At 37.6% G+C, this 23,944-nt stretch carries 25 protein-coding genes; 12 read left to right on the forward strand and 13 right to left on the reverse strand.

Annotated features, from left to right (window positions below; all coding sequences use genetic code 11):
• Nucleotides 1-258: 258 nt before the first annotated feature.
• The 4 genes from COMX_RS07010 to spt all read left to right on the forward strand — a co-directional run bounded on the left by COMX_RS07010 (nt 259) and on the right by spt (nt 4,714).
• Complete coding sequence (locus tag COMX_RS07010; protein WP_034339285.1) at nt 259-1,386, forward strand: CDP-glycerol glycerophosphotransferase family protein; 1,128 nt, start codon at nt 259-261, stop codon at nt 1,384-1,386.
• A gap of 50 nt (nt 1,387-1,436) precedes the next feature.
• Nucleotides 1,437-3,170: a fatty acyl-AMP ligase gene (locus tag COMX_RS07015; protein WP_084051582.1), complete on the forward strand. Its 1,734-nt coding sequence runs from the start codon at nt 1,437-1,439 to the stop codon at nt 3,168-3,170.
• Between the two features lie 81 nt (nt 3,171-3,251).
• Nucleotides 3,252-3,494 carry an acyl carrier protein gene (locus COMX_RS07020; protein WP_034339289.1) on the forward strand — a complete coding sequence of 81 codons (243 nt, stop codon included), beginning with the start codon at nt 3,252-3,254 and terminating at the stop codon, nt 3,492-3,494.
• Nucleotides 3,495-3,508: 14 nt separating this feature from the next.
• Nucleotides 3,509-4,714, forward strand: coding sequence for a serine palmitoyltransferase (gene spt, locus COMX_RS07025; RefSeq protein ID WP_034339291.1), 1,206 nt, complete (start codon nt 3,509-3,511; stop codon nt 4,712-4,714).
• Here the strand turns inward: spt and COMX_RS07030 are convergent.
• Together COMX_RS07030 and COMX_RS07035 are read right to left on the reverse strand one after the other, a co-directional pair.
• Entirely contained in the window at nt 4,711-5,643 is a 933-nt protein-coding gene (locus tag COMX_RS07030) for a hypothetical protein (RefSeq protein WP_152534193.1), read from the reverse strand. The genes spt and COMX_RS07030 overlap by 4 nt on opposite strands.
• 9 nt (nt 5,644-5,652) lie before the next feature.
• Nucleotides 5,653-6,627, reverse strand: coding sequence for a diacylglycerol/lipid kinase family protein (locus tag COMX_RS07035; protein WP_034339295.1), 975 nt, complete (start codon nt 6,625-6,627; stop codon nt 5,653-5,655).
• 191 nt (nt 6,628-6,818) lie between these two features.
• On the opposite strand from COMX_RS07035, the gene COMX_RS07040 reads away from it, so the two are divergent.
• Genes COMX_RS07040 through COMX_RS07065 form a run of 6 tightly spaced genes read left to right on the forward strand, consistent with a single transcriptional unit; the run spans nt 6,819 to nt 12,745 of the window.
• Complete coding sequence (locus tag COMX_RS07040; protein WP_051461997.1) at nt 6,819-7,703, forward strand: metallophosphoesterase family protein; 885 nt, start codon at nt 6,819-6,821, stop codon at nt 7,701-7,703.
• Between the two features lie 9 nt (nt 7,704-7,712).
• Entirely contained in the window at nt 7,713-8,954 is a 1,242-nt protein-coding gene (locus tag COMX_RS07045; protein WP_084051555.1) for an LptF/LptG family permease, read from the forward strand.
• A complete protein-coding gene (locus COMX_RS07050; RefSeq protein WP_051461998.1) occupies nt 8,954-10,054 on the forward strand; it encodes an LptF/LptG family permease in 1,101 nt (366 codons plus the stop codon). The genes COMX_RS07045 and COMX_RS07050 overlap by 1 nt, the downstream gene beginning before the upstream one ends.
• Nucleotides 10,051-10,875 carry a sterol desaturase family protein gene (locus COMX_RS07055; RefSeq protein WP_235176825.1) on the forward strand — a complete coding sequence of 275 codons (825 nt, stop codon included), beginning with the start codon at nt 10,051-10,053 and terminating at the stop codon, nt 10,873-10,875. The genes COMX_RS07050 and COMX_RS07055 overlap by 4 nt, the downstream gene beginning before the upstream one ends.
• 8 nt (nt 10,876-10,883) lie before the next feature.
• Nucleotides 10,884-11,648 carry a nucleotidyltransferase family protein gene (locus COMX_RS07060; protein ID WP_034339297.1) on the forward strand — a complete coding sequence of 255 codons (765 nt, stop codon included), beginning with the start codon at nt 10,884-10,886 and terminating at the stop codon, nt 11,646-11,648.
• Between the two features lie 8 nt (nt 11,649-11,656).
• On the forward strand, nt 11,657-12,745 hold the full coding sequence (locus COMX_RS07065) for a glycosyltransferase (protein ID WP_034339299.1): 1,089 nt from the start codon (nt 11,657-11,659) through the stop codon (nt 12,743-12,745).
• A 42-nt stretch (nt 12,746-12,787) separates the two neighbouring features.
• Here COMX_RS07065 and COMX_RS07070 read toward each other — a convergent pair whose 3' ends face one another.
• Both COMX_RS07070 and COMX_RS07075 read right to left on the reverse strand, forming a co-directional pair.
• The gene (locus tag COMX_RS07070) at nt 12,788-13,699 is read right to left on the reverse strand and encodes a glucosamine inositolphosphorylceramide transferase family protein (protein WP_034339301.1); all 912 of its coding nucleotides are present in this window, start codon (nt 13,697-13,699) and stop codon (nt 12,788-12,790) included.
• A gap of 14 nt (nt 13,700-13,713) precedes the next feature.
• Nucleotides 13,714-14,013 (reverse strand): putative quinol monooxygenase, encoded by a 300-nt coding sequence (locus COMX_RS07075; RefSeq protein ID WP_051461999.1) that lies wholly within the window; start codon nt 14,011-14,013, stop codon nt 13,714-13,716.
• 245 nt (nt 14,014-14,258) lie between these two features.
• Between COMX_RS07075 and COMX_RS07080 the strand changes: the two genes are divergently transcribed.
• Both COMX_RS07080 and COMX_RS07085 read left to right on the forward strand, forming a co-directional pair.
• Nucleotides 14,259-15,053 carry an inositol monophosphatase family protein gene (locus COMX_RS07080; protein ID WP_034339303.1) on the forward strand — a complete coding sequence of 265 codons (795 nt, stop codon included), beginning with the start codon at nt 14,259-14,261 and terminating at the stop codon, nt 15,051-15,053.
• A 39-nt stretch (nt 15,054-15,092) separates the two neighbouring features.
• Nucleotides 15,093-15,938, forward strand: coding sequence for a lipid-binding SYLF domain-containing protein (locus COMX_RS07085; RefSeq protein ID WP_084051556.1), 846 nt, complete (start codon nt 15,093-15,095; stop codon nt 15,936-15,938).
• 27 nt (nt 15,939-15,965) lie between these two features.
• Here the strand turns inward: COMX_RS07085 and mltG are convergent, their stop codons facing one another.
• The 9 genes from mltG to COMX_RS07130 all read right to left on the reverse strand — a co-directional run bounded on the left by mltG (nt 15,966) and on the right by COMX_RS07130 (nt 23,922).
• Nucleotides 15,966-16,928, reverse strand: coding sequence for an endolytic transglycosylase MltG (gene mltG / locus COMX_RS07090; RefSeq protein ID WP_034339306.1), 963 nt, complete (start codon nt 16,926-16,928; stop codon nt 15,966-15,968).
• A 27-nt stretch (nt 16,929-16,955) separates the two neighbouring features.
• Complete coding sequence (fabF, locus tag COMX_RS07095) at nt 16,956-18,236, reverse strand: beta-ketoacyl-ACP synthase II (protein ID WP_034339308.1); 1,281 nt, start codon at nt 18,234-18,236, stop codon at nt 16,956-16,958.
• A 48-nt stretch (nt 18,237-18,284) separates the two neighbouring features.
• Nucleotides 18,285-18,527, reverse strand: a complete 243-nt coding sequence (locus tag COMX_RS07100) for an acyl carrier protein (RefSeq protein WP_008854809.1) — start codon at nt 18,525-18,527, stop codon at nt 18,285-18,287.
• Between the two features lie 238 nt (nt 18,528-18,765).
• Nucleotides 18,766-19,512, reverse strand: coding sequence for a 3-oxoacyl-[acyl-carrier-protein] reductase (gene fabG, locus COMX_RS07105; RefSeq protein WP_034339314.1), 747 nt, complete (start codon nt 19,510-19,512; stop codon nt 18,766-18,768).
• A gap of 14 nt (nt 19,513-19,526) precedes the next feature.
• Nucleotides 19,527-20,489 carry an ACP S-malonyltransferase gene (gene fabD, locus COMX_RS07110; protein ID WP_034339316.1) on the reverse strand — a complete coding sequence of 321 codons (963 nt, stop codon included), beginning with the start codon at nt 20,487-20,489 and terminating at the stop codon, nt 19,527-19,529.
• A gap of 50 nt (nt 20,490-20,539) precedes the next feature.
• On the reverse strand, nt 20,540-21,037 hold the full coding sequence (locus COMX_RS07115; protein ID WP_034339319.1) for a YdcF family protein: 498 nt from the start codon (nt 21,035-21,037) through the stop codon (nt 20,540-20,542).
• A complete protein-coding gene (locus COMX_RS07120; protein WP_034339321.1) occupies nt 21,034-22,287 on the reverse strand; it encodes a class I SAM-dependent methyltransferase in 1,254 nt (417 codons plus the stop codon). The genes COMX_RS07115 and COMX_RS07120 overlap by 4 nt, the downstream gene beginning before the upstream one ends.
• Entirely contained in the window at nt 22,287-23,054 is a 768-nt protein-coding gene (locus tag COMX_RS07125; protein WP_034339324.1) for a glycine betaine ABC transporter substrate-binding protein, read from the reverse strand. The genes COMX_RS07120 and COMX_RS07125 overlap by 1 nt, the downstream gene beginning before the upstream one ends.
• A gap of 40 nt (nt 23,055-23,094) precedes the next feature.
• Nucleotides 23,095-23,922, reverse strand: coding sequence for an acyl-ACP desaturase (locus COMX_RS07130; protein ID WP_034339327.1), 828 nt, complete (start codon nt 23,920-23,922; stop codon nt 23,095-23,097).
• Nucleotides 23,923-23,944: the final 22 nt, after the last annotated feature.

Below are 23,944 nucleotides of genomic sequence, written 5' to 3' on the forward strand. Positions count from 1 at the left end.
ATCTCTCAGTCCCAAGACAAATACGCTACCAGCATATCCCCTTCTCATCCTATTTACTTGTCAATGAACACCCCAACACTCAGTCGGAAAGTATTTTACGCTAACATCGTCGGCGTGAAGACTTATCTACACAAAAGATTATAACTAATCAACCCTTATTTTTAATTTTTTTAATTTTTTTTCGTTTTTCTATAATTTTGACAAAATTTTAAATTTTATAAGTTCAGACATTAACCTTAATAAAGGTTTTAATCTTTAATGAATCTTTTGTTTTCTTATATTGCTCAACCTCATCAAACTTTACACTCGCTGCCGATTGCGATTGAGATAGCACGTAAACACCCTAATATCGAAGTGCATATTGCATGCACTACTCATGAACACTTAAATTATATTCAGTCTATTATTGCTTTATATCCCAACACCAATTTGCATTATCATCTTTTTTCCCTTCCAAGTCTTATTCGTAAAAGAATTAAGCTGCATGGAACCAATGCAATTTTAAAATTGCTAACATTGTATTTAAACCGTGATCTCTTTCAAAAATTTTCAGCTATTATTGTCCCTGAGAGAACCTCCCTTTACTTAAAGCAATTTGGAATTACCAAACCGAAGCTCATATGGACTCGTCATGGTGCAGGAGATAGAGCAGTCGGGTTCGCAAAAGATGTGCGTAAATTTGATTTTATCCTGATGGCAGGTGAAAAGATTGAACAAAGATTACTACAACAAGACTCTCTTCATCCTGGACGATACCAAACAGGGGTGTACGCGAAATTTGACATCGTTCATATATTAAGGAAGCAACCTCAACCTGTTTTATTCAACAATGATAAACCTACCATTTTGTATAACCCGCACTTTAAACGACATTTATCCTCTTGGCATAAATTTGGACATAAAATCTTAAAACAATTCGCTGAGCAAAATCACTATAACCTTATTTTTGCTCCACACTTTAGACTGTTTTATCCCCCATCACCGAAAGATTACGAGGTTTTTGCAGCTTACAAACAGCATCCTCATATTTTAATTGATCTTGGAAGTGAACGTAGCATAGATATGACATATACAATTGCAGCAGATTTATATTTAGGAGATGTCAGTAGCCAATTATATGAATTCCTGATTAAATTAAGACCATGTGTATTTTTAAACGCTCATAATATTCACTGGAAGCGTGATGAAAATTATCAATCTTGGGCTTTGGGACCTGTTATATCCTCGCCTAATCATATTATTGAAAAAATCAATAAAGCATTTACCTTACAAAAAAACTTTCTTCATTTACAAAAAGATTATATACGCAATACATTTGGAACATTAAACTGTCCCACTGCACACATTGGGGCAAAAGCAATTGTTGATTATCTAAAAAAAGCGTAAGATAAACAGAGTATAACAATTGTTTGTATAAACTTGGTGGAATTTTAATTGTGGAAATAGCAAATTATCCAACTCCGACTGAATCTGGCTTAAAGCGACGTCTAGGTGAATTTACTTCTCTTGCTGAGGCTTTAGATTATGCAGCACAAGGTCAGTCTGGAATTAATTTTTATTCAGCCAAAGGAGTTTTATTAGAATCACTTCCTTATTCTTTGTTAAAAGAACAAGCCAAAGAAACAGCTGGAAAACTATTAACTCTTGGCCTTAAAAAAGGGGATCGCGTTGCTGTTATTGCAGAAAGCGATAGCGATTTCAGTCGCATCTTTTTTGCTTGCCAATATGCAGGTCTTATCCCTGCTCCTATGCCTTTACCTGTAGCGTTTGCTGGCAAATCTGCATATATTAATACATTACGTGGCATGATACACAATGCCACAGCTAAGGCAGTCATCACCGCACAAACCATACAAAGTTGGACACCAGAAATTATTGATGGGTTCTCATTATGTTTTGGTGGTACTCCTGAAGAACTTATGGCTATCAAAGCTGATAAAGATATTGAATTACCAATTATTGATAGTGATGATATTTCTTATTTACAATTTTCATCTGGCAGCACACGTTTCCCAATGGGTGTTGCTGTGACACAAAAAGCGTGTCTGGCAAATGTATATGCCATTGCAAAATATGGTTTAGTGGTCAGAGAAACTGGCGATCGCTGCGTTTCTTGGCTACCTCTTTATCATGATATGGGATTAGTTGGTTTTTTCATTACTCCAGTAACCTGTCAACTAAGTATTGATCTACTCCCAACAAGAGATTTTGCCAGAAGGCCGCTTGTTTGGTTAGATATTATCAGTCGCAACAAAGGCACTTTATCTTACAGTCCATCTTTTGGATTTGAGCTTTGTGCACGCCGAGCACCCACATCAACTATGGAGCTAGATCTTTCAAGTTGGAGAGCTGCTGGAATCGGCGGTGACATGATCCGGTCTCATATTCTAGAACAATTTGCCATACAATATGCACAATATGGTTTCAGTCCAAAAGCTTTTGTCGCCAGTTATGGTATGGCTGAAGCAACACTGGCTTTAACCTTTGCTCCTTTGGATACTGGGGTAAAAACAGATACAGTTGATTTGCATATTCTCGAAACAGATGGAATTGCTAAACCTTGCAACGATCCTCATCAAAGTGTTCGCACGTTTGTATTATGTGGCCCTATTTTACCTGGCCATGAAATGGAAGTCCGTGATGAGCAAGGAAATATTTTACCAGAACGTCATGTTGGAAGCGTTTTCGTTCGTGGACCCAGCTTGATGAAAGGTTATTTTCATCAAGAAGAAGAAACCAAACGTATTTTAAGTGCTGATGGTTGGTTGAGAACTGGTGATCTTGGCTATATGTTAAATAATGAAATAGTGATTACAGGACGTGAAAAAGATCTAATCATTATTAATGGACGTAATATTTGGCCTCAAGATTTAGAATGGTCCGCAGAGCATCATTTTACAGCACTCAGAAGTCGTGATGTTGCTGTTTTTTCTGTAGATACCGATGAGCACGAATCCATCGTAGCATTAGTACAATGTCGCTTTCTTGATCCTCAAGACCGTCAAACATTGCAAGAAGAAATGGTCAATCTATTCAGACGTCAACACGGGGTTGAAGTCTCTGTAATCCTAGTTCCTCCGCATAGTTTACCTCAGACATCATCAGGGAAACTGACCCGAGCACGTGCGCGCAAAATGTTATTGGATGGAGAGTTTAATATAAGCGCCTAAGCTTTTGATCAAAAGGCTGGTTGTAGAATTAAAAATAATCAGCCATTATTAATATAATCTAATTATAAAGGGTATGCCGTCATGACTGAAACGATTGAAAGCGTTTCTCAAACGATTATAGAAACACTCATGGAAAATCCAAAAGTTCCACGTAATATAACTCCAGATAGCAAAATTATCGAAGACCTAGAATTCGATTCGTTGGCTGTTATGAATTTTGTTATGGAAATTGAAGACAAATTGGATGTCTCTGTTCCTTTGGATCGTTTAACAGACGTTCGCACAATTCGTGATCTTGCCGAAGCCATTATTTCATTAAAGTAAAAAGCTCAATTTTTATGGATATTTTTACCAAATTTAAAACGCTTGAAACTGCCTTTGCACATCTCTCATCTATATCAGAACATAATCCTTTTGGTACTACGATTGAAAAGATGATTTCGGCTACAATCGGAATCATTAATGGTAAAGAAACTTTGCTGTTTGGCACAAATAATTACCTTGGCCTCAGCCAATCAGATGCTGCACGTCATGCTGCTGCAGATGCAGCAATGCAATATGGGGTTGGCACGACAGGTTCACGAATCGCTAATGGTACTTATTCTTTACATCAAGAATTAGAACAAGATTTAGCAAAATTTTTTAATCGTCGTTCTTGTATGGTGTTCTCTACAGGATATCAAGCAACTTTGGGTATGGTCTCTACCCTTGCAGGAAAAGACGATTATCTGTTCCTAGATGCTGATTGTCATGCAAGTATTTATGATGGCAGTCGTATGAGCCAAGCTCAGATTATTCGCTTTCGCCATAATGACGCTGATGATTTGCGCAAACGTATGCGCAGGCTTGGCGATATTCCTGGCATTAAGCTGGTTGTCGTCGAAGGCGTTTACTCTATGTTTGGTGATGTTATTCCACTAAAAGAATTTGCCCAAGTTAAAAGAGAAGAAAATGCTTATTTAATGATTGATGAAGCACATTCTTTTGGTATTTTTGGTGAACATGGCCGTGGAATTGCTGAACGAGATCAAGTAGAAGCGGATATTGACTTTACCGTTGGTACATTCTCTAAAAGTCTAGGTACCGTTGGTGGATATTGTGTTTCAGATCATCCACAAATGGATCTGTTACGCCTTTGCACTCGACCTTATATGTTTACAGCGTCTTTACCTCCTGAAGTAATTGCTGCAACCAAAGCTAATCTGGAGATTATCAAAAATCATCCTGAGTTAATGCATAAACTAATGGATAATGCATCTCGGTTCTATCATGCATTACAAAGTGCGGGATTCTTAACAGGACCTGATATTAGCTCTGTCATCTCTGTAATTTTAGAAGATCTTGTTCAAGCCTCTCGTTTTTGGAATAGAGTGTTAGAGTTGGGGGCATATATAAACCTCAGCCTGCCTCCTGCAACGCCTGACAGTCGCCCATTATTGCGCGCAAGTATTGCTGCTGCACATACAACTGAACAAATTGACAAGCTTGTACAAATCTATATCCAAGCCGCTCAAGATGTGGGCGTTCCTTTGAAAAAAAATTAACGGTTAAAAACACCCTGGCGATAAAGTTTTATTAGAATCCAGGGTGCGTTGATTAAAGGATGTTTCTTTTGAAACGGTGTTAAATTCAAATCTATTCCTTGATGTCGCTTGATTTTCCAAGCAATATATTCAGCACCACCTTGAAATGTAAATGCTGCCTTCATAAGTCGTGCAATATTCAAAGGACGACCCATTTTTTTCCTAAAGTTCCATTTTTTATAAGCAGTTTGTCGCTCTTTATCCGAAATATTTACTGTAAAATAGTTTGTTTGTGAGTGTTGAAAAGGAATCGATAACCCTTTCCAACCGACTTCTAACAACTGAATAAAATAATCTTCTCTATTCTCTAAAATAGACATAGGACGATTTTTTGCTTCTACTCGTAATTCTGCACTATAGGTATGCGCAAATAAATTACACCAAAATTCTTCACCGTTTGCTTCTTTGGGACCCAAATATGCAGCCCACCAACTAGCGGTTGCGACAGCACGAACGAGACAGCCAAACAAATCTTGGCAAGCTTGATCATTCCTGCTCCACATAATTTTAACAGGTTGGCAAAACCGTGCCCACATAGTGGTATCAATGGATTGCAATCCTGTTGCTTGCCTTAACTGCTTTAACGATAGAATCGCTACTTTAGCCCTTAAAACAACCTCGCCTTCTTTATATTCATGATATTCGATATTAGGAGGTAACAGCACATTAGCAAAATAGCGGCCCGTTTTGTCATTATACCAATCACTTAGATCTTCACATACAATATAAAAATCTAATAACCCTGTTAAATCTTGCTTCCACAAACTCGACCCATAATACAGAACTCCTATAGGGTTCCTCTCTTTTATAATGGATTTAATAAAATTAAAGACACATGTGGGTATAGTATTCAGTTGAGTAACGATATCTGAAAGTATGGTCATCGACATAAGGAACAACTATAAACGTACAAAAGAAAATTCAGGGCCAACCGAGAAATAAACCTCATGATTATCCCCTGTATCATAATGCTCGCCATCAAGAATAATCTCTTGTTGAATATTCATAGCGATTCGCTGTGCAACTCCACTTTGATAGGAAGGGCTATTACGCAACCACATTGGAGTCTTTCCACGCAATAACGTAAAACATGCAGATATAAGTTTAGAAGGATAAGCGTTCACATTTAGATAATGTAACCGTTGATCATCATATTTCCCTCCCCAAAAAGGCCACATACCACTGGAAAGGCTTTGTAATGTTGTCGCTAAAAATAAAAAACTATTCTCTTTAGTAACTTCCTGTTGGTCATATTGTATCTGGCAAGGCTCACCTTTTAACCACAAGTCCCGTGTTTTAGGCGCAAATAACTTTAGCAAGGCAAAAAGAATTGTAATACCAACAGCCCAATCATGAGCAAAATTCTTAAGAATTTTTGGATCATGGGCTATATTAATCGCTCTCGTAAAAGCAGCAGTACCTGAAAACATCCCTAATACAGCTGGCCTTGAAGAGTCTAACCATTCTATTTTTAATGCATGACGATGTTGTACAGAGTTAATTAAACGCTCTCTTTCCGATAAAATTTTAACTCGTTGTAATGCTTCCATTCCACGAATCCCAAAACCTATATCTTTGGCAATTAAATTAGTATTACCCGAAGGCAAAATAACCAGTTTCGGTAACTTATCTGGTGGATAAGCATGATAAATAGCCGTCATCACCTGACTGATCGTTCCATCCCCACCATCAACAATAATACATTCTATATTCTCTGATGCATATTGAGACAGCATACTATTTAATTGTTCTATGGTGTTTGGCACACAATAGCGATGTCCTAGCCAACTTGACGCAAATTCCGAGAAATCTGGGTTTTTATTTTGATTTAGTCGACTGGTTGGATTTCTAATCAAAGCAATTTTTTGGGTCACAAACTGTTTCCAACATTCTATAGATCTTGTTTTTCAGACAGAAGCATCGTAATAAAACATTCGTATATATTAAACGCTTTATATATACTTCTTTTGTCTTTTATGAAAAATTCAATAAAAAAATCAACTATATTCTGGCAAACTTATATATTATTATGATTGAAAGATCATCAGCTAAAGGATAGTTACTTTTGAAACGCTTTACGATTGCTCATATTTCTGACCTTCATTTACCTATAGAGACGCTTCAATTTTCAAAGCTATCCCTTTGTAATAAACGTTTTTTAAGCTTCTTATCTTGGCAAAAGAGGCGGTTAATTTTACAAAAGAAGAATCTTGATCTTGTCATTCAAGATATGCAAGCCAATCAGCCCGATCTTGTTTTAATTTCGGGAGATTTAACTAATCTTGCTTTGCCAGAAGAATTTAAACAAGCCGCAGACTGGTTACATCAATTATCTTTTCCGAATATTCGCGTTGTGCCAGGAAATCATGATTGTTTGGTTCAAACACAATGGTATAATACACATGCCTATTGGACCCCTTGGACAAAGGCATATCGTCAGGATGATTATCCAACCATTACAAAAACAGATACAACGGCGATTATTGGAATCTCTACTGCTGTTCCAACATTACCTTTTTTTGCCAGTGGATATATTGATCAAAATCAATTAGAACGTATTAAAGAAGCTTTACACAAAGCAAAAGAAGAGAAATTATTCCGTATTGTTATGTTACACCACCCCCCTGTCTCTGGTATTACCAAAGAAAGAAAAGCTTTGAGAAACAGAAGTAAATTAAAAGAAATCATTCTTGAAGAAGGCGCAGAAATGATTCTGTATGGCCATACTCATAAAACTACGACGCAAAAGTTTCTTAATACCAATATTCCAATGCTGGGGATTGCCTCGGCGTCATCAAATGCAGTTCGTATGCAAAGACAGGCTGCATGGCGAAAAATTGTTATCGACTCCCATAATGATCACCTTCACGTTAATTTTTCAGTCAGATCTATAGATAAAAACCAACAATTTATCGAAAAATCTTGCTTTTATCTAAACCACCAACTTTAGTTTCTCCCCTTGTCAAATAATAACTCATCCTCACATCATAAAAATTTTTTTTGGTCTCGTCCTATTCCTGGAACTTTGGATCATTATTGTATATATCTGGCATTACCGACATTTCTAATTGCACTTGGGATTATCCTTGCAGCATTAATGCTTGCACGGTTACTTGTATTGCTTGATCTACTGGCTTCAGATAACAGCCCTCTTAGTACTTTTTTAGGATTACTTGCTGATCTTGTTCCCCATTATCTAGGATTAGCTATTCCAGCAGCACTTTGTGTTGCTGTTTTCTCCAGTGTGCGGCAAATGAGCATTAACAACGAAATTGATGCTTTATTGAGTTCTGGGATTTCCTTGTTACGTTATTCGCGCCCTTATATCTTAAGTGGAATCGTGGTTAGTATTTCATGTATTATTTTATATGGTTACATCCAACCTTATGCACGTTATGATTTTCGTGCTGCTTATTTTTACGCGTCGCATGCTGGTTGGGTTCCCAATATACAAAGCCATACCATTGTTAAACCAAGCGATAATCTTGTGATGGTTGTAGACCAAGCTACAGATCACGGCACACACTTATCTGGTGTTTTTATTCGTCAAAAAACATTTAATGAGAAAAAAAAACCAATCGAACATATTATTATTGCTAAAACAGGTACATTTTATACAGCTGACAACCGTTCTAAAATACAGCTAAATTTATACAATGGGCAAAACTTGACTTTAACCTCAAACGGTAAAAATAATATTACTGATTTTACGCAGGCAGAAAAACAACTAAAACAAGAAGGAAAGAAGGTTATCTTTCGCAATCGTGGAGATGATGAAAGAGAACTAACTATTGTCGAGCTTTATCAACGGTTACGACATCCTACTAATTTTGTTGACGTATCGACGGGCAAAATTAAAATATTAGATATTAAAGCAGAATTTCACTTTCGCCTTGTAAGGGCATTATCAATTTTATGCATCCCCCTTCTAGCAACAGGGTTAGCCATTATTAAAAAACGTAAAAAACGTAATTGGGGGGCACCATTAATTGCTGCAGTAACTTTAGTAACATATGATCATATTCAACAATTAGGATCTGAATTGGTTGCATCTGGGCATCACTCAGCACTGATTGCTTTATGGCTGCCTTTGTTCCTTTTTTTCATTCTTTGTTGCGCTATATTACGTTTTAAAAGTGGTTCTTTAGGACTTTCTTTCAACTTTTTATTAAAACGTCCCGCTAGTCTTATAGGTAAATAATGAAAAATATGTTTAAACAACATCAGTTGATTATTTATCTTTCTGCACGACTATTAAGTACAGTTTTAGGGTCTGCACTGATATTAACCATAATTATGGAAGCCTTAACCCTTCTTGAACAAATGTCTCCTATTTTAGAAAGACATTTAGGATGGAAAGGAATAGTCCATTATATGGGGCTCCATTTACCTTTACTTTTTAGTTCTGTTCTACCTTTAAGTATGTTAATTGGATCCATTGTTATGTTAACGCAGCTGACTTTAAACAGTGAGATCACTATTTTACGTTCAGCTGGATTATCAACTGTGGGGCTGATAAAAAAACTATTACCTGCAACTTTGTTACTTGGTGTCATCTGTTTTATTTTTCATAACTATATTACACCGAAAACAGAACTAAATTTAGCAATTTGGTGGAATAAAACCAACCTAACTCCTCAGCAGGATAAAGAATTTTATTTTTATCAAGGTTTAGATATTATAAGTGTTAATTATATTGCTTATGGTGGTAGTACCATATCTGGTTTAACAATTTATAAACGTAAAGATTTATCTCACCTCGAAGCTATTTATACCGCGGAGACAGCAGAATATAAAAATAAACAATGGACTCTTGTTAATGCCAAAGTACTTCATATTGCACCAGGAACACCTCTTGAATATACAGATCTTACCAAACCAGAGGATAAAATCTGGGAAACTTCTTTAACACCTCGTACTTTGATAAACCTTTCTATGCCCTCATTGCCACAAACTCTCCATAATATGTTTTTACAATTATCTGATAAGGCCGAACCTTTTCGTACCCCAACAAATATAATTAAAACAACCATATGGGCACGATTATTTTTGCCTTTTACATTTATAATAATGTTAATCGTCGCCATACCAGTCATATTTATCCCACCGAGAGCTGGATTAAAAAGTTGGTTGCCTATATATTGTCTAGGAGCAGGATTGTTATTTATTATTTTTCAGGAAGTTCTACGAGCTTTAGGTAAAGCTGGGACATTGCCTGCACCGTTAGCAGTCATTCCTTCGCTCTTAATATTCATCTTTGCAATGAGTGCTATTATTTTAATGATTGAAGAAAAACCATGAAAAACCAATCTATTCTCGAAATCATGCGCAATAAAGATCTCAAATCTGGGCGCAGCTACGATCTAGGTAAAATGAACTTAAAAGAATTATGGGTCGCCTATCTAACACACGGCACCATTTTGCTTTATTTTGGCCTTATTCTCGCCAGTATTGTGGGTGTTTACTATACATTCACAGGATGGGTTCCCGTTATTAGTGCCGTTTTGTTAATGATTTTTGGCTTCCCTTTGATTTGGTATATTATCCATCGCTGGATTATGCATGTTTCTATTTTATATCGTATCAAATGGACAGCTTCATTATGGAAAAGAATCCATTTTGATCATCATCAAGACCCACATCTATTAAATGTTTTATTTGGCTCTCCTTTGAATACACTTCCAACGATTTTAATTGTTCCAGGTGGACTGGGATACCTTGTTGGTGGATTCCCTGGCTTTTTTGCTGCAATAGGAACTGCTCTTTACATGTCTTGCTTTTATGAATTTTTCCATTGTATTCAACATCTTGGGTATAAACCAAAATCAAAATATGTTCTTCATATTAAACAAGTCCACGTTTTACACCATTTTCATGATGAAAAAGGCAATTACGGGATTACTAATTATTTTTGGGATAAGCTATTTGGGACTTATTATGAAGATGCAAAAAGTCGTACTCGTAGCCCAACCGTATTCAACATGGGATATGATATAAAACAGGCTGAACACTATCCTTGGGTAATGCTTAAAACGGGTGCCCCCCCTCGTGATCGCCCTGCAGGCTCTAATTTTCGTGGTCAGAAAAAAGCCGCAGCTGAAGAAAACCAAAAGGCTGCTTAGGATAAAATATGAAACGTGAAACTGTTAATGTTTTAATTTTAGCTGGATCCAGAGAAGGCAAACAAGATCCTCTGGCAAAACAAGCCCACGTTTCTCACAAAGCTATTCTTCCTATATTGGGACGACCAATGATTCATTACGTCGTCCAAGCTTTGTCTCAAATCAGCCAAGTTGACAAAATTGCTGTTATTATTGAAAACAAATCAATTGTCAAAGATATCCTACCTGAATATATTCACTATTTACCTGCGGCTCTTGGCCCCAGTGACAGTGTAATTGAGGCTATTAAGGAATTAGGGACTCCTTTACTAGTAACAACAGCCGATAATCCGTTATTAAAGCCTGAATGGGCTGATTTTTTCTTAAAAGAAGCAGAACGGGCACAATGTGATGTTGCTGTTGGTGTTGCATTAAAAGAGCAAATCGAAGCCGACGTGCCCGATACAAAAAGAACTTATATCAATCTTGCTGATGGTTCTTTTTCAGGATGTAACTTATTCTTATTCAGAACACCCCAAGCCATACAAGTCGCACGATTATGGCAAAAACTTGAGCAACATCGTAAAAAACCCATCAAAATGGGATGTTTGTTAGGATACCCAATTATTTTACGGTATCTATTAAAATGCCTTACGCGCAATGCACTTAAAAAAAGAATTTATAAATTAACCAAAGCGAAAACACATTTTATATTTATGCCTTGGGGGCAAGCCGCTGTTGATGTCGACAAACCCGAAGATTTAATTCTCGTAAATAAACTTATTCAAGATTAAATGCTTTGATGCGCATCGCATATATTATTAACTCTCTTGAAGGTGGTGGAGCAGCCTTTCCCGTCCCTTCTATTTTGTCTTTGATGCGTGACTATGGCGCTGAGGTGAAAGTCTTTGCTTTGACGCAAAAAAATGGTAAAGCTTTACCTGCTATACACAAAGCAAATATACCTGTCTCAATAAGAGAGGGTGGTATCAAAGATCACTTTCAAACATTACTTTGGCTTAACCAGCAGATTCGCAACTATAAACCTACTCACTTATGGACCTCTTTAACCAGAGCCACTTTGTTAGGGCAACTTGTAGGATTGAGACACAATATTCCAGTTATAAGTTGGCAACATGCAGCCTATTTAAAACCTTGGAATCTTCGACTTCTCAAAACAACTCGCTCTTTCTCTAAATTATGGTTAGGTGATTCTCAAAGAGTTACACAATTTACACAACAACGCCTACATATTCCTAAAGAAAAAATAATGACTTGGCCTATTTTCAAGGCAAATCCAAATGTTTTGAAGGCAAAAGTTTGCCAATCAGATCATACTGTAAAAATCGTTTCTATGGGACGATTACATCCTGTCAAAGGCTATGATATTTTAATCCAAGCTTGTCATTTATTAAATCAATACTCAAACGTTCCTGCTTATCATATTTCTATTTATGGGGAAGGGATTGAATATAAAAATTTATATAATCTTATCCATCAATATCAATTACAAAACCATATTGAGTTAATGGGATTTACCTCTTGTGTGGCGCAAACTCTCTCCCAATATAACCTTTATGTTCAGCCTTCTCGTTCAGAAGGTTTTTGTGTTGCTGCTCATGAAGCTATGCAAGCTGGGTTACCTGTCGTAGCCAGTGCTGTTGGTGAGTTACCTTTTACTATTGAAAACCATAAATCAGGCCTAACTATTTCTCCAGAGAATCCGTCTGCGTTAGCTGATGCGTTATACAAGTTGCTTCTTCAACCACAAGATCTTTATGCGATGGGACAGCTAGCCAGAGAAACCGTAATCACACAATTTTCAACAAAACGTTTTAATACGATCGGATTTGAAGTTTTTAACCGTATGCAAAGTTTTACATCTACATAAAATATGCAATATTAATAACGCTAATCTTTTATTTGCTCAAAATTATAAGCCCCGCAATAATCCCAATTTCTTTTTTACGTGATAACCAATATCTATCTTTAATCGCTCTATTGGAGATACTGCCATCTTCTTGGCATCGATCAAAGTATATTCCCCCATAGCACTTAATGTATGAACACCTTGGCAGTAATCTTGAAATATTGAAGCCTGTGGAAATAATTGATTTATAACATGAGCTTCAAAATCATCTGGTGTTAATTTTGATATTCTCAGAAAAGATAAACTTCCTCCATAAGTCTTTGTACAATCTTGGGTTGGTAAAATAATGTCACCATTAATTACTAAAACACTACCCCCTGGTCGAGAGCTAGAGGGTGTTATTCGAACAGGATTACATGGATGTAACTGCCATGGACCTACTAGACTTTCAGAATACGCAACAGATAATACACTTTGACGACTATAACCTGAATCGGCAGGCGTATAAAACATCCACCAAAGACCATTATGGAAAAAGACACTCGGATCAATAACAATGTCTGGGAAAGAAAATTCTTGAACTGGTTGCCATTGATAAGGAAATAAAGTCGCTTTGTATAATGTCGTTTTTCCAGATTTAAATGCCTCAGGCAACATATAGATATTGCCTTTATCTTCTATTAAAATTGGATAAGACAAGTGCCAAGCTTCCTCAAGAACCAAGGCTCTATCTAACAGCTGCATTGATTTATTATAAACCAGGACTTCTATACGTCCGTGCCGATCCCTGTAATTATAACTTTCTGCAAAAACGTAAAGTTTTTCATCTAAACATAAACCAAAAGGATCTGCTAAAAACTGAAAGGCTGGTTCTTCATCCAGCCAATGCACATGATCAACGCCTTTTGTCACGACCTCAGCCATTGGCGCTTTGATAATGCCTAAACGCCAGATATCTGTCTCATAAATCGACACGCTTAATAACCCTATTACTCTTTAATCTCGGTTAAAAACAAAATTTGCATAGGACGCTCTAAGTAAGGCTCAACCGTTTTAGAAAGATTTAAAAAATGATCTGTTTGCATATGTAAATCAAAAGCTTCTTGATTGGCCCAATGCTCAATAAATACAACACGATTTTGATTGCCTCGTTCAAAATGAGCTGCATAAAATTGGTTACCCTCTTCTTGACGGGTTAAAGCAACACATTCATTAACAACAGCAGAGATCTTTTCCCATGCATCTTGTTTTAAATCTAGCGTGGCGATTAATTTAAATTCTTGTGACATTATTTATTCCTTCTCAATATTTAATTTAACACAGTGTTTTTCTATTAAACACCTATCTTCTATTGATATCCAACTTTAAAAAGCATAAACTTTATGTTTAAAATTGATATACGCCATCATTTATTCAAAATGAACTTGTAAATTTCATTCACTTTTAACATTTTTTTAGCATAACAGAAACTATATATAATGATTACTTCCATTCTATATTTTTTTGAAATGCTCATCTTGAAGGTTAACTTATTATGACGGACGCCCTTTCTCATCGCTTTGAAGCAGCACAAGCTATTGTTCAAAAAGCCGCTGAAATGGCCTTGACAATGCGCCCTCCTCCAGGAGGCCCTCAAGGATCGCTGAAACATGCACAAGACTGGTTAACTGAAACTGATGGCAAGGTTGAAGCCTTTATTTCTGCTGAAATAAAAAAACTTTTTCCTGAAGATGGGTTTCAAGGTGAAGAAGAAGGTGAAACAAGAACTGGTGCTTTAAGATGGATTGTTGATCCAATTGATGGTACATCGAATTATGCCAGAGGCCGTAACCGATGGTGTGTTTCCTTGGGGCTCATGGAAGGCAATACCCCAATATTAGGTATTATTTCAGCACCACCTGTAAAAGAATTTTACACTGCTAGACTTGGACATGGTGCCTTTATGAACGGTAAACAAATCCACGCTTCACCAGTTACCGATCCTAAAATATCTATGGTGGAATTAGGTTGGAGTCACGTCAGTAAAAAAGAAGATTTTTTAAAATACGCCAATGCTATTCTTGAAACAGGTGCTATGATCCGCACCCTAGGATCAGGAACAATGTCTTTGGTCGATGTTGCAAGCGGCAGGCTGGATGGGCATTTTGAAATGTCTATTAATTTATGGGACGTTGCTGCGGCACTGGTTTTACTGCAAGAAGCAGGAGCAAAAGTTTCTCCATTCTTAAAAGACGGGGGATTACATCAACCAACACCTTTATTAACCGCAGCCCCTGGTTTAGCTGATTTACTATCAAGCACCATAAATATGCCATTAAGTTCTTCTTAATTCATATTATCTTGAACCTTATTTACGTTATTTTAAAAGATGAAACACATTAATTCTTATAAATATCTTTCTCTTTGCTTTACCGCAACCCTTGGCCTGATGTTGGGAAATGGCGCATATGCAAGCACAAAATCAGAACAATCCCTAGTTGATCATGCAACCTTGGCCGTTCAAGACATTTATAGTGGTGTCTCTACTGATGACAAGCTTTATAATAGACTTAAAGAAGCAAGAGCTGTCATGATATGTCCATCTATTACGCATATTTCTCTAGTTTTTGGTGGCTCTGGTGGAAAATGTGTTCTTTTATCCAGAGATGCGCAAGGCTCTTGGTCTAGCCCTGCATTTTATCAGATGTCCAGTGGGTCTTTTGGAATACAACTAGGTGTCGAAAATACAGAAATTATGCTGTTTATTATGAACGAGACCAGCTTACGCTCTCTTTTAGATAGCCAATTTACAATGGGTGCCGCTGCTGCTGCAACGGCTGCAAACGCCAATAGCAGTGCTGATAGTGGTGCATCCAATATTTATACAATTCAAAAAAGTTCTGGATTATTTGCCGGTGCTTCTTTGAAAGGGTCTAAGCTTAAAATCAACAGTAAATCTAATCATAATTATTACAATGAAACTGTAGGGCCAGAAGACATTGTAATTGCTATGCGCGTCAATAATTCTGGGGCAGATCCGCTGCGTCGAATTTTAATGAAACTGAGCAGCGAAGCAACTACATCAACAAAAGCTACAAAAACAAACGTAAGCAAAAAAAATGATAGTGATAACAATGACATAGATTCTGGTGCCATTAAACTGGCACCTAGCGGAGGTAGTGGCAGCATAAAATCAGAAAATCTAGCACCACCCCCAGCTACAAAAAAATATTAATTTGATCGATAGCCAAGGTAGTCTTGGCTATTTTTTTTGCTTACGCAAAGCAACATTATGATTATGTTCACTTAAAGAACTTGAAAAACTATGCCCTCCTGTTCCATTAGCAACAAAATATATCATATTCCCATCTGCAGGATGCGCGACAGCCTCTAAAGCTGCTTTACCAGGAGAGCAAATTGGAGTTGGAGGTAAGGCATCCGTCCAATAAGTATTATAAGGACTTTCTATTTCCCAATCTTTTCGCGTCAACAATCGATCTAGTTTACCATGACCATCAGTTAAAGCATAAATTACTGTAGGGTCAGACTGTAACCGCATCTTTTTTTGCAAACGATTAATAAAAACACGTGCAATCATTGGTCGTTCCCTAGAAACAGCTGTTTCTTTTTCCACAATAGATGCAATGGTTAATAAATCTTGCGGCGTTTTAACTGCCTCTAAGGGCTTTCTATCTTTCCAAACCTGATTTAAAGTTTTTTGTAGAGCATCTTGCATATGTGCCAATAGCTTTTCTCTAGAATAGCCAAACTCATATGCATATGTTTGTGGTAAAATACTCCCCTCCGCTGGAACCTCTATCTTTCCTACTAAAAAAGGGGCTTGATTGATTAAATCTACAACTTGATATCTAGTTAATCCTTCAGGAATCATTAATTCATGTTGTACAGGCTTTGCATGACGCAAAATTTGTAAAATTTGTTGTATAGAAGCTTGCTTAGGAATAGAAAATTCAGCTGCACGTAATGCACCCTGATCCGCCGTTATTCGAACAGCGGCTTGAAAAACAAATTTATTAAGAAAACCTTGAGCAAGTACACGCTCTTTTTGCAAATGGCTTAAAACAGTATTAGTATTTCCTTTTGGAATAACAACATTTTTAGTTGCTTCTAATATTCCTGGTTTAGAATAAATACTTTTACCAAAGACAAAAACAACCCCAAGGAAAACCAGCAACGCGCCCAAAACAATGACGAATTTACGCATACTGATTATCCTTGAAGTAGTTATTTTTTAAACTTTTTTAAACAACAAAGAAGCATTTGTTCCACCAAAACCAAAGCTATTTGATAAAGCAATATTCACTTGGCGTTGTTGAGCTTCATGTGCGACACGATCGATAACAGTTTCCTGTGATGGGTTATCAAGGTTCAACGTGGGCGGCACAACATTATCACGAATAGCAAGTAATGAGAAAATTGCTTCTACTGCCCCTGCTGCACCTAATAAATGACCCGTAGATGTCTTAGTGGATGACATTGCTAGTTTTTTTCCAGCATCACCAAAAAGACGTTCAACAGCCTCTAGCTCTAAATCATCAGCTTTGGTAGAGGTTCCATGAGCATTAACATAGTTAATATCTTCGACTGAAATCCCTGCATTTTTAATAGCTGCACGCATTGCTCTATAAGCACCATCATGACCCTCGGCTGGTGCAGTAATATGGTAGGCATCACCAGACATTCCATATCCAATAACTTCTCCATAAATCTTTGCACCACGCGCTTTGGCATGTTCATATTCTTCTAGTACAACAATGCCTGAACCTTCACCCATAACAAAACCATCTCTGTCCTTATCCCAAGTACGAGAAGCTTTTGTTGGGGTATCATTAAATCCCGTTGATAATGCCCTTGCAGAAGCAAAACCAGCGATTCCCAACGGACACACTGCAGCTTCGGCACCACCAGCAACCATTACATCAGCATCACCCAAAGCAATTAATCGGCTCGCATCCCCAATAGCATGAACACCAGAAGCACACGCCGTTGCAGCAGCATGATTAGGACCTTTAAAGCCATATTTTATAGAAACATAGCCTGAAACTAAATTAATTAAAGAAGATGGTATGAAAAACGGAGAAATTCGGCGGCTTTCTCCTTCATGAACCTTCACTGAGGCTTCATAAATCGTTTGTAATCCACCAATACCAGAACCAATCATTACGCCTGTCGCACAACGTTCGTCTTCTGTTTGTGGCATCCATCCAGAATCCTCAACAGCTTGCATCGCTGCAACAAGACCTAAATGAATAAAACGATCCATCTTTTTTTGATCTTTAACGGGGATCCATTCCCCAAGATCCAGCTTACCTTCACTTTTCGTCCCGACAGGCACTTCACCCGCAACACGGGCAGGAAGGTTAGATGCGTCAAAGCTGGAAATAGCGTTAATACCGCTTTGACCAGCAATCAGACGATTCCATACGTTATCAATACCAATTCCAAGAGGACTAACGATCCCCATACCAGTAACTACTACTCGACGCTGAAAAATTGATTTATTTTCTGCCATCTGGTTAACCTATACGCCTCTTGAAATTAAGTGTAATTATCTTGAAAACTAAGCTGATTGCTTTTGTTTTTCGATATAATCAATAGCATCTTTAACAGTTGCAATTTTTTCAGCTGCATCTTCTGGAATTTCAACACTGAATGCTTCTTCAAAAGCCATAACTAACTCAACTGTATCCAAGCTATCTGCGCCCAAATCATCAATAAAAGAAGCTTCTGGTGTTACTTTTGCTTCTTCAACACCAAGATGTTCAACAACGATTTTTTTAACTTTATCGGCGATATCGCTCATCTAATTTAATTCCTTCTGCTTGTTATAAGCAATGATTATAGTGGTCTTAACTCTGTTATATTTCAAAGGCTTGCTGTCATAGCAAATCTTTATTATGCAACATATCAGCAAGGGGCATATCACATTAATGATAAATAGCCAAGCCAAACTTAATATTTACATATCCTTAGTCTATAAGTAACCCAATAATTCTTTATTAAGATAACGTCAATATATGATTTTTACAACACCTGGTTGCTTAAATCATTGCCATCCCTCCATTCACATGAAGTGTTGAACCTGTAACCCATTGTGCTTCATCAGAAGCCAAGTAAATAACAGCTGCAGCAATATCTTCAACTTTACCCATACGCGTACAAGGAATTTTTTCCAATAGTTTGTCGCGTTGTGCTTCTGCCAATTGATCGGTCATGGCCGTTTCAATAAAGCCAGGGGCTACCACATTTACTGTGATTCCACGACTGGCCACCTCTAAAGCCAAAGATTTACTCATCCCAATCAGCCCTGCTTTCGCAGCAGAATAATTAGTTTGCCCTGCATTGCCTGTTACACCCACAATAGAGGCAATATTTATAATACGTCCATAACGACGACGCATCATCCCTTTAACCGCAATCTGACTTAAACGAAAAGGAACTGATAAATCCACATCTAAAACAGTTTGCCAATCAGCCTCTTTCATTCGCAATGCCAATGCATCTCTGGTTAATCCCGCGTTATTTACCAAAATATCAATAGGAGCATCAAAAAGAGTTTCAGCGTTGGGGATTAACGCAGCGACAGATTCTGAATCTGTCAAATTCGCCACTTGGATTTTAGCTTTTTCTTCGCCACCCAACTGTTGTTGCACCTCTTTAAGCACACTTTCTCTGGTGCCTGACAAAACAACTTTTGCCCCTTGAACAATCAATGCTTTTGCAATAGCACTACCAATACCACCAGATGCCCCGGTAACTAATGCAACTTTATCTTCTAATCTAAACATAACAATTCCTCTGATTAGCTTTTAGAATTTGAAAAAATAGAAACAAATTGATCAATATCAGCAGGTTCCCCTATGGAATATACTTGACGATCTTTGGCAGTACGGCGCATCAGATTGGATAATACTTTACCTGACCCTATTTCAAAAAAAACTTCTACCTCTTTATCGATCATAAACTGCATTGTCTCGGCCCAACGAACTGGTGCTGTTACTTGCTTAACCAATAGTTCTTGAATTTCTGGAAGGCTCGTATAAGGTTGAGCAGTTACATTTGCCAAAACAGAACAATTATACGGTTTTAACAAAGTATCAGAGAGTGCCTCTTGCATTTTTTCTGCTGCTGGGCGCATCAAGGGACTATGAAAAGGTGCTGAAACGGTCAACTTAACGACTCTGCGAATCCCTTGTTCTGCTGCAAAAGTTATTGCACGATCAATCGCATCAATATGCCCAGAAATAACCACCTGACCTGCACCATTATCATTTGCAACAGCAACTATAGAATTAGGTTCACTACTATGAAGGCAAATCATTTGGGCTTGCTCCATATCTGTACCTAGTAGCGCTGCCATTCCGCCCGTACCTTTGGTAAGCGCATTTTGCATGGCATCTCCGCGCAAACGTAACAAGGATGCTGTTGTCGCAAAATCTAATACACCTGCCATACATAAAGCAGAATATTCTCCCAAAGAATGCCCTGCTGCAAAAGCTATATTTTGAGCAAGATTTAACCCTGCCTCTTTTTCCAAAACACGAATTACAGCCATTGAATGCGCCATTAATGCGGGCTGAGCATTTTGCGTCAGCATCAACTCATCCTCTGGTCCGTCCATCATTATTTTAGATAAAGGTTGTTTTAAAGTTTCATCAAGCTCTTGAAAAACCTCACGTGCTATCGGAAAAGCTTTAGCAAGCTCTTTACCCATTCCAACATATTGGCTACCCTGACCAGGGAAAAGAAAAGCACAAACCGTCATTAATTATTCCTAAATTCAACTATAAAATAATAAATTATTAAAAACCAAAATCAATAAAGTAAAATACGAAAACTATTCCATACTATTGCAGGAATTTCACGTAAACGCCAGCTCCAGCATTTATAAAAATTTCGAGAAGCATTTCCTAATGCTGCCACAGAGCGCGTACGCCACCCTGATAAATAGAGCAACCAACAACATCGAGGCAGATGATATGCATTTGAAACAACAACAATACGCGTTTTCTTTTGTGAGAAACCCAATTTAATTAATAAAGCACTGCACAAAATAACAGATTCAATTGTTTTAGCTGCTTTATCTTCACAAATAATCTGATCTTCATTTACGCCACTTTGTATCAAAAGACGCTTCATCATTTCTGCTTCAGTTATTCCTTGTTTTGGATTTCCACCAGTGACAATATATAAAGATGACAAGGATGAATTTCCATAGGCAACCGCAGCCTTAACCCTGGCAATCAAAACATTTTGTGGCGTTCCATCCGCTTTTAATGCTGCACCAAAAACAAGGATCGGCTGCCTGTTCATTCAGAAACTCTGACAAATAATTGGTTAATAGATCGTAATTTTTCAAAGGTTTCTTGCCACAATGGCAATATTTTTTTCTCTGGCACACCTCTAGCTCGAACAACTTCTATAATTTCACCCAAAGAACGCTTCCCATCAATGAGGCCCAAAAATCCCCTGGCTTGAGCAGGCAATGGAATCATCACTGTTAATGTACCAAAAGAAAATGGCAGTAAATTAGAGGGTAATATTTGATTGGCCAAGATGTCTCCTGGCATTTCCCGCATAAAAGGAATCGATTCTAGATCTAATGGGTCCACAAAAGATAACTCATCTTCAGACCTACGAATATAAACAACATGTGTTGCCATATTGCCTACCAACCCTTCGGCAACAACCGCTTGCGTACGCAAATCAAGTTGTTCTACTCTTTCACGGAATTTAGGATCGGTAATGAGATATTTGGGATCATAACGAGCAGGCTCAATAAAGGCATTAATTTCAAAACCCGTTTGCTGAATAAGATCCCACAACGCATCAACAGTATAAGCACGATCTCTTGGATTAAGGAGCAAGTCATACAACCCAGCATCACCACCTGTTAAATGATCGCCAAAATTTTGATTAGCACGCAACCACGCTGTTTGCGGAAGATGACGCATAATCCGTTTCGCCATCTCTAAACGTTGAGCTGGTTTTTCTTGAATTGGAGCAAGATATGAAAGCGCATCTTGAAGCATATATACGCCAGTACGACCATGTGGAGCATAAACCATTAAACCTATGCCACCACCAATATTCAATGTCCCTTTTAAAATACGTAATGCTTTGTCAGGATCAGGTAAATGGTGCAATACGCCGCAACAATCAATATAATCAAACTTGCCCAGATCAAGACTAGGCAAATCAAAAATAGACCCCTGCACAAAGCGTAAGTTTGTTAACTCACGCACCTTAGCACGTTCTTTGACAATATTTAAAACAGCCTCGGCACGATCAAGACAAACTACTTCACCAGCACAATTTTGACGGCTTATTTGTTGAGCCATCATAATGGCTGCATCCCCAGTGCCACATCCAGCAACTAATATTCTCAATGGGTCTGTTGCTTTTCTGTAACCACCAAAAACCCAATAATCAATCTCGTTCAAATGACTAGGACTGCCAATAAATAGACGTTTCTTCTCATCTAGTGGATTACGTTCTGGGTAAGGATACGCTTCGTATTGTTGTGCAAGACTGATATCTTGTTGATCATGTTCTGTTGTCATTATGTTCTTACTACCAACTTTCCACGTTGCCAAGCTTCTGCAGCTTCATGTGCATCCATACCATCAACACGCATTGCTTGTTCCATAAGTTTAATCACTTGATTTCCCAGAGTCATTTCTTCAAGCTCATCAATCAAGTCAGCCCCCAAAGAATCAATAAGATCTTTTTTAACCAAAATTACGGCCTTTTGTTCCTCACTTAATAAATTCTTGGGATCCTGCAATTTATACATCATATCGGAATCTTCGATAAAACTTGGGGAGTATAAGGCTATTATTTTATTCTCTTGAGAACTCATAATATCTTTATATTGACTGATCGCCTCTTCATCAGGGATGGCTTTTAAACTATACCCTGCATTTATTAACCCGTAACTTTCAAAAACCAACTGTAAACGATTATAAATAGTTTCTGGCACAGTAACCTGTCGATCAATTTCAGAGAGTAACCCCAATTGGTCAATAAAAGTCGCTCGATCTTTGAATTTTGTTGGTAAAGCAAGGAATAAAGAGGGTTGATATAAATTTCCAATAGCTTTCATAGAAGAAGCAGAATTTAGCGTATCTTGATGCACATCAGGTGTCCATAGCGTCGTGAATATATCTATCCCTCCAGAACTCAACTCTTGGAACATAGCTGCATTTTCACCTGTGATCAGCTCTATATCCATAATGCCATGAGCCTCTAATACACGCAAAACAGCTGCTGCTGCTGCTTCATGAACAGGAATATCAAAAAAACCTAATGCCAAACATTCTTGATCCACTGTGTCTCTACCTCGCTTTTAAAATTGATACTTATGGACTTTAAACTAAGCCCGAAATTTGTTTGGAATATGATTTATGCTGAAACTTTATGATCGTCATCATCACTTTGGCAAAAAATTCTTGAAACTTTGTCGAAGGCATCCAGCCAATTGTTTTAAACACCATATTCACGACACGCGTTACGTGATGACGTTGATATAATGGCGCCGCTTTATCCATATAAAGTGCTATACAACGTTTATGATTATAGGGCATTCCCTCGGGTTCATTCGTAATATGATATGCTGATGCTAATTCATCATCTTGACTTTCAACGATACGCCCCAATGCAATTTTTGCACGCGCCCATTTTGATAAATTATCTTGATACAAAAATCGTTTCATACAATCATAGAATAATTTATAATGACGAAACTCGTCCCCTGCAATTTTACGACAAATTTCCTTTAATACGGGTTCCTTTACATAATCTGCCAAAGCACTATAATATGATGATGTCCCAACCTCTACCATTGCACGAGCAATGAACTCTCCAGTATAAGAACCACGAATAGAGTTATCGGTGTTCAGGTCAATTTTATAAAAATCTTTAAATCGATCAAAGCTTTTATGATAATCCCAATTTGGATCAGCCATCATCGCCCATCGACCCAATACCTCACCATGTTGAACTTCTTCTGTTTCCCATTGTTGGAACAGTTCCATCAACTCGGTATCATGGGCAAAGACATTATTTAAATAAACTGTATAATCTACGCTGTTGCGCTCAACCACCGAAGCCGCTTTGATTAAAGGCACAATTTTTGGATCAATAAGAGACGGATCAAACCGATCCCATTTGATTTGCTCAATATCCCAATGTTTCATAATTTCATACCTTGAAAATTAA

It is taken from the genome of Commensalibacter papalotli (ex Servin-Garciduenas et al. 2014) (assembly GCF_000527695.1).
In the GTDB taxonomy this organism is placed as follows: Bacteria; Pseudomonadota; Alphaproteobacteria; order Acetobacterales; family Acetobacteraceae; genus Commensalibacter; species Commensalibacter papalotli.

What these genes read in the sequence shown, in the direction of transcription:
- COMX_RS07010 (WP_034339285.1), top strand. Translation starts at nt 259, where the DNA reads ATGAATCTTTTGTTTTCTTATATTGCTCAACCTCATCAAACTTTACAC.
- COMX_RS07020 (WP_034339289.1), top strand. Translation starts at nt 3,252, where the DNA reads ATGACTGAAACGATTGAAAGCGTTTCTCAAACGATTATAGAAACACTC.
- spt (WP_034339291.1), top strand. Translation starts at nt 3,509, where the DNA reads ATGGATATTTTTACCAAATTTAAAACGCTTGAAACTGCCTTTGCACAT.
- COMX_RS07030 (WP_152534193.1), bottom strand. Translation starts at nt 5,643, where the DNA reads ATGTCGATGACCATACTTTCAGATATCGTTACTCAACTGAATACTATA.
- COMX_RS07050 (WP_051461998.1), top strand. Translation starts at nt 8,954, where the DNA reads ATGAAAAATATGTTTAAACAACATCAGTTGATTATTTATCTTTCTGCA.
- COMX_RS07055 (WP_235176825.1), top strand. Translation starts at nt 10,051, where the DNA reads ATGAAAAACCAATCTATTCTCGAAATCATGCGCAATAAAGATCTCAAA.
- COMX_RS07060 (WP_034339297.1), top strand. Translation starts at nt 10,884, where the DNA reads ATGAAACGTGAAACTGTTAATGTTTTAATTTTAGCTGGATCCAGAGAA.
- COMX_RS07065 (WP_034339299.1), top strand. Translation starts at nt 11,657, where the DNA reads ATGCGCATCGCATATATTATTAACTCTCTTGAAGGTGGTGGAGCAGCC.
- COMX_RS07075 (WP_051461999.1), bottom strand. Translation starts at nt 14,013, where the DNA reads ATGTCACAAGAATTTAAATTAATCGCCACGCTAGATTTAAAACAAGAT.
- COMX_RS07080 (WP_034339303.1), top strand. Translation starts at nt 14,259, where the DNA reads ATGACGGACGCCCTTTCTCATCGCTTTGAAGCAGCACAAGCTATTGTT.
- COMX_RS07085 (WP_084051556.1), top strand. Translation starts at nt 15,093, where the DNA reads ATGAAACACATTAATTCTTATAAATATCTTTCTCTTTGCTTTACCGCA.
- mltG (WP_034339306.1), bottom strand. Translation starts at nt 16,928, where the DNA reads ATGCGTAAATTCGTCATTGTTTTGGGCGCGTTGCTGGTTTTCCTTGGG.
- fabF (WP_034339308.1), bottom strand. Translation starts at nt 18,236, where the DNA reads ATGGCAGAAAATAAATCAATTTTTCAGCGTCGAGTAGTAGTTACTGGT.
- COMX_RS07100 (WP_008854809.1), bottom strand. Translation starts at nt 18,527, where the DNA reads ATGAGCGATATCGCCGATAAAGTTAAAAAAATCGTTGTTGAACATCTT.
- fabG (WP_034339314.1), bottom strand. Translation starts at nt 19,512, where the DNA reads ATGTTTAGATTAGAAGATAAAGTTGCATTAGTTACCGGGGCATCTGGT.
- fabD (WP_034339316.1), bottom strand. Translation starts at nt 20,489, where the DNA reads ATGACGGTTTGTGCTTTTCTTTTCCCTGGTCAGGGTAGCCAATATGTT.
- COMX_RS07115 (WP_034339319.1), bottom strand. Translation starts at nt 21,037, where the DNA reads ATGAACAGGCAGCCGATCCTTGTTTTTGGTGCAGCATTAAAAGCGGAT.
- COMX_RS07120 (WP_034339321.1), bottom strand. Translation starts at nt 22,287, where the DNA reads ATGACAACAGAACATGATCAACAAGATATCAGTCTTGCACAACAATAC.
- COMX_RS07130 (WP_034339327.1), bottom strand. Translation starts at nt 23,922, where the DNA reads ATGAAACATTGGGATATTGAGCAAATCAAATGGGATCGGTTTGATCCG.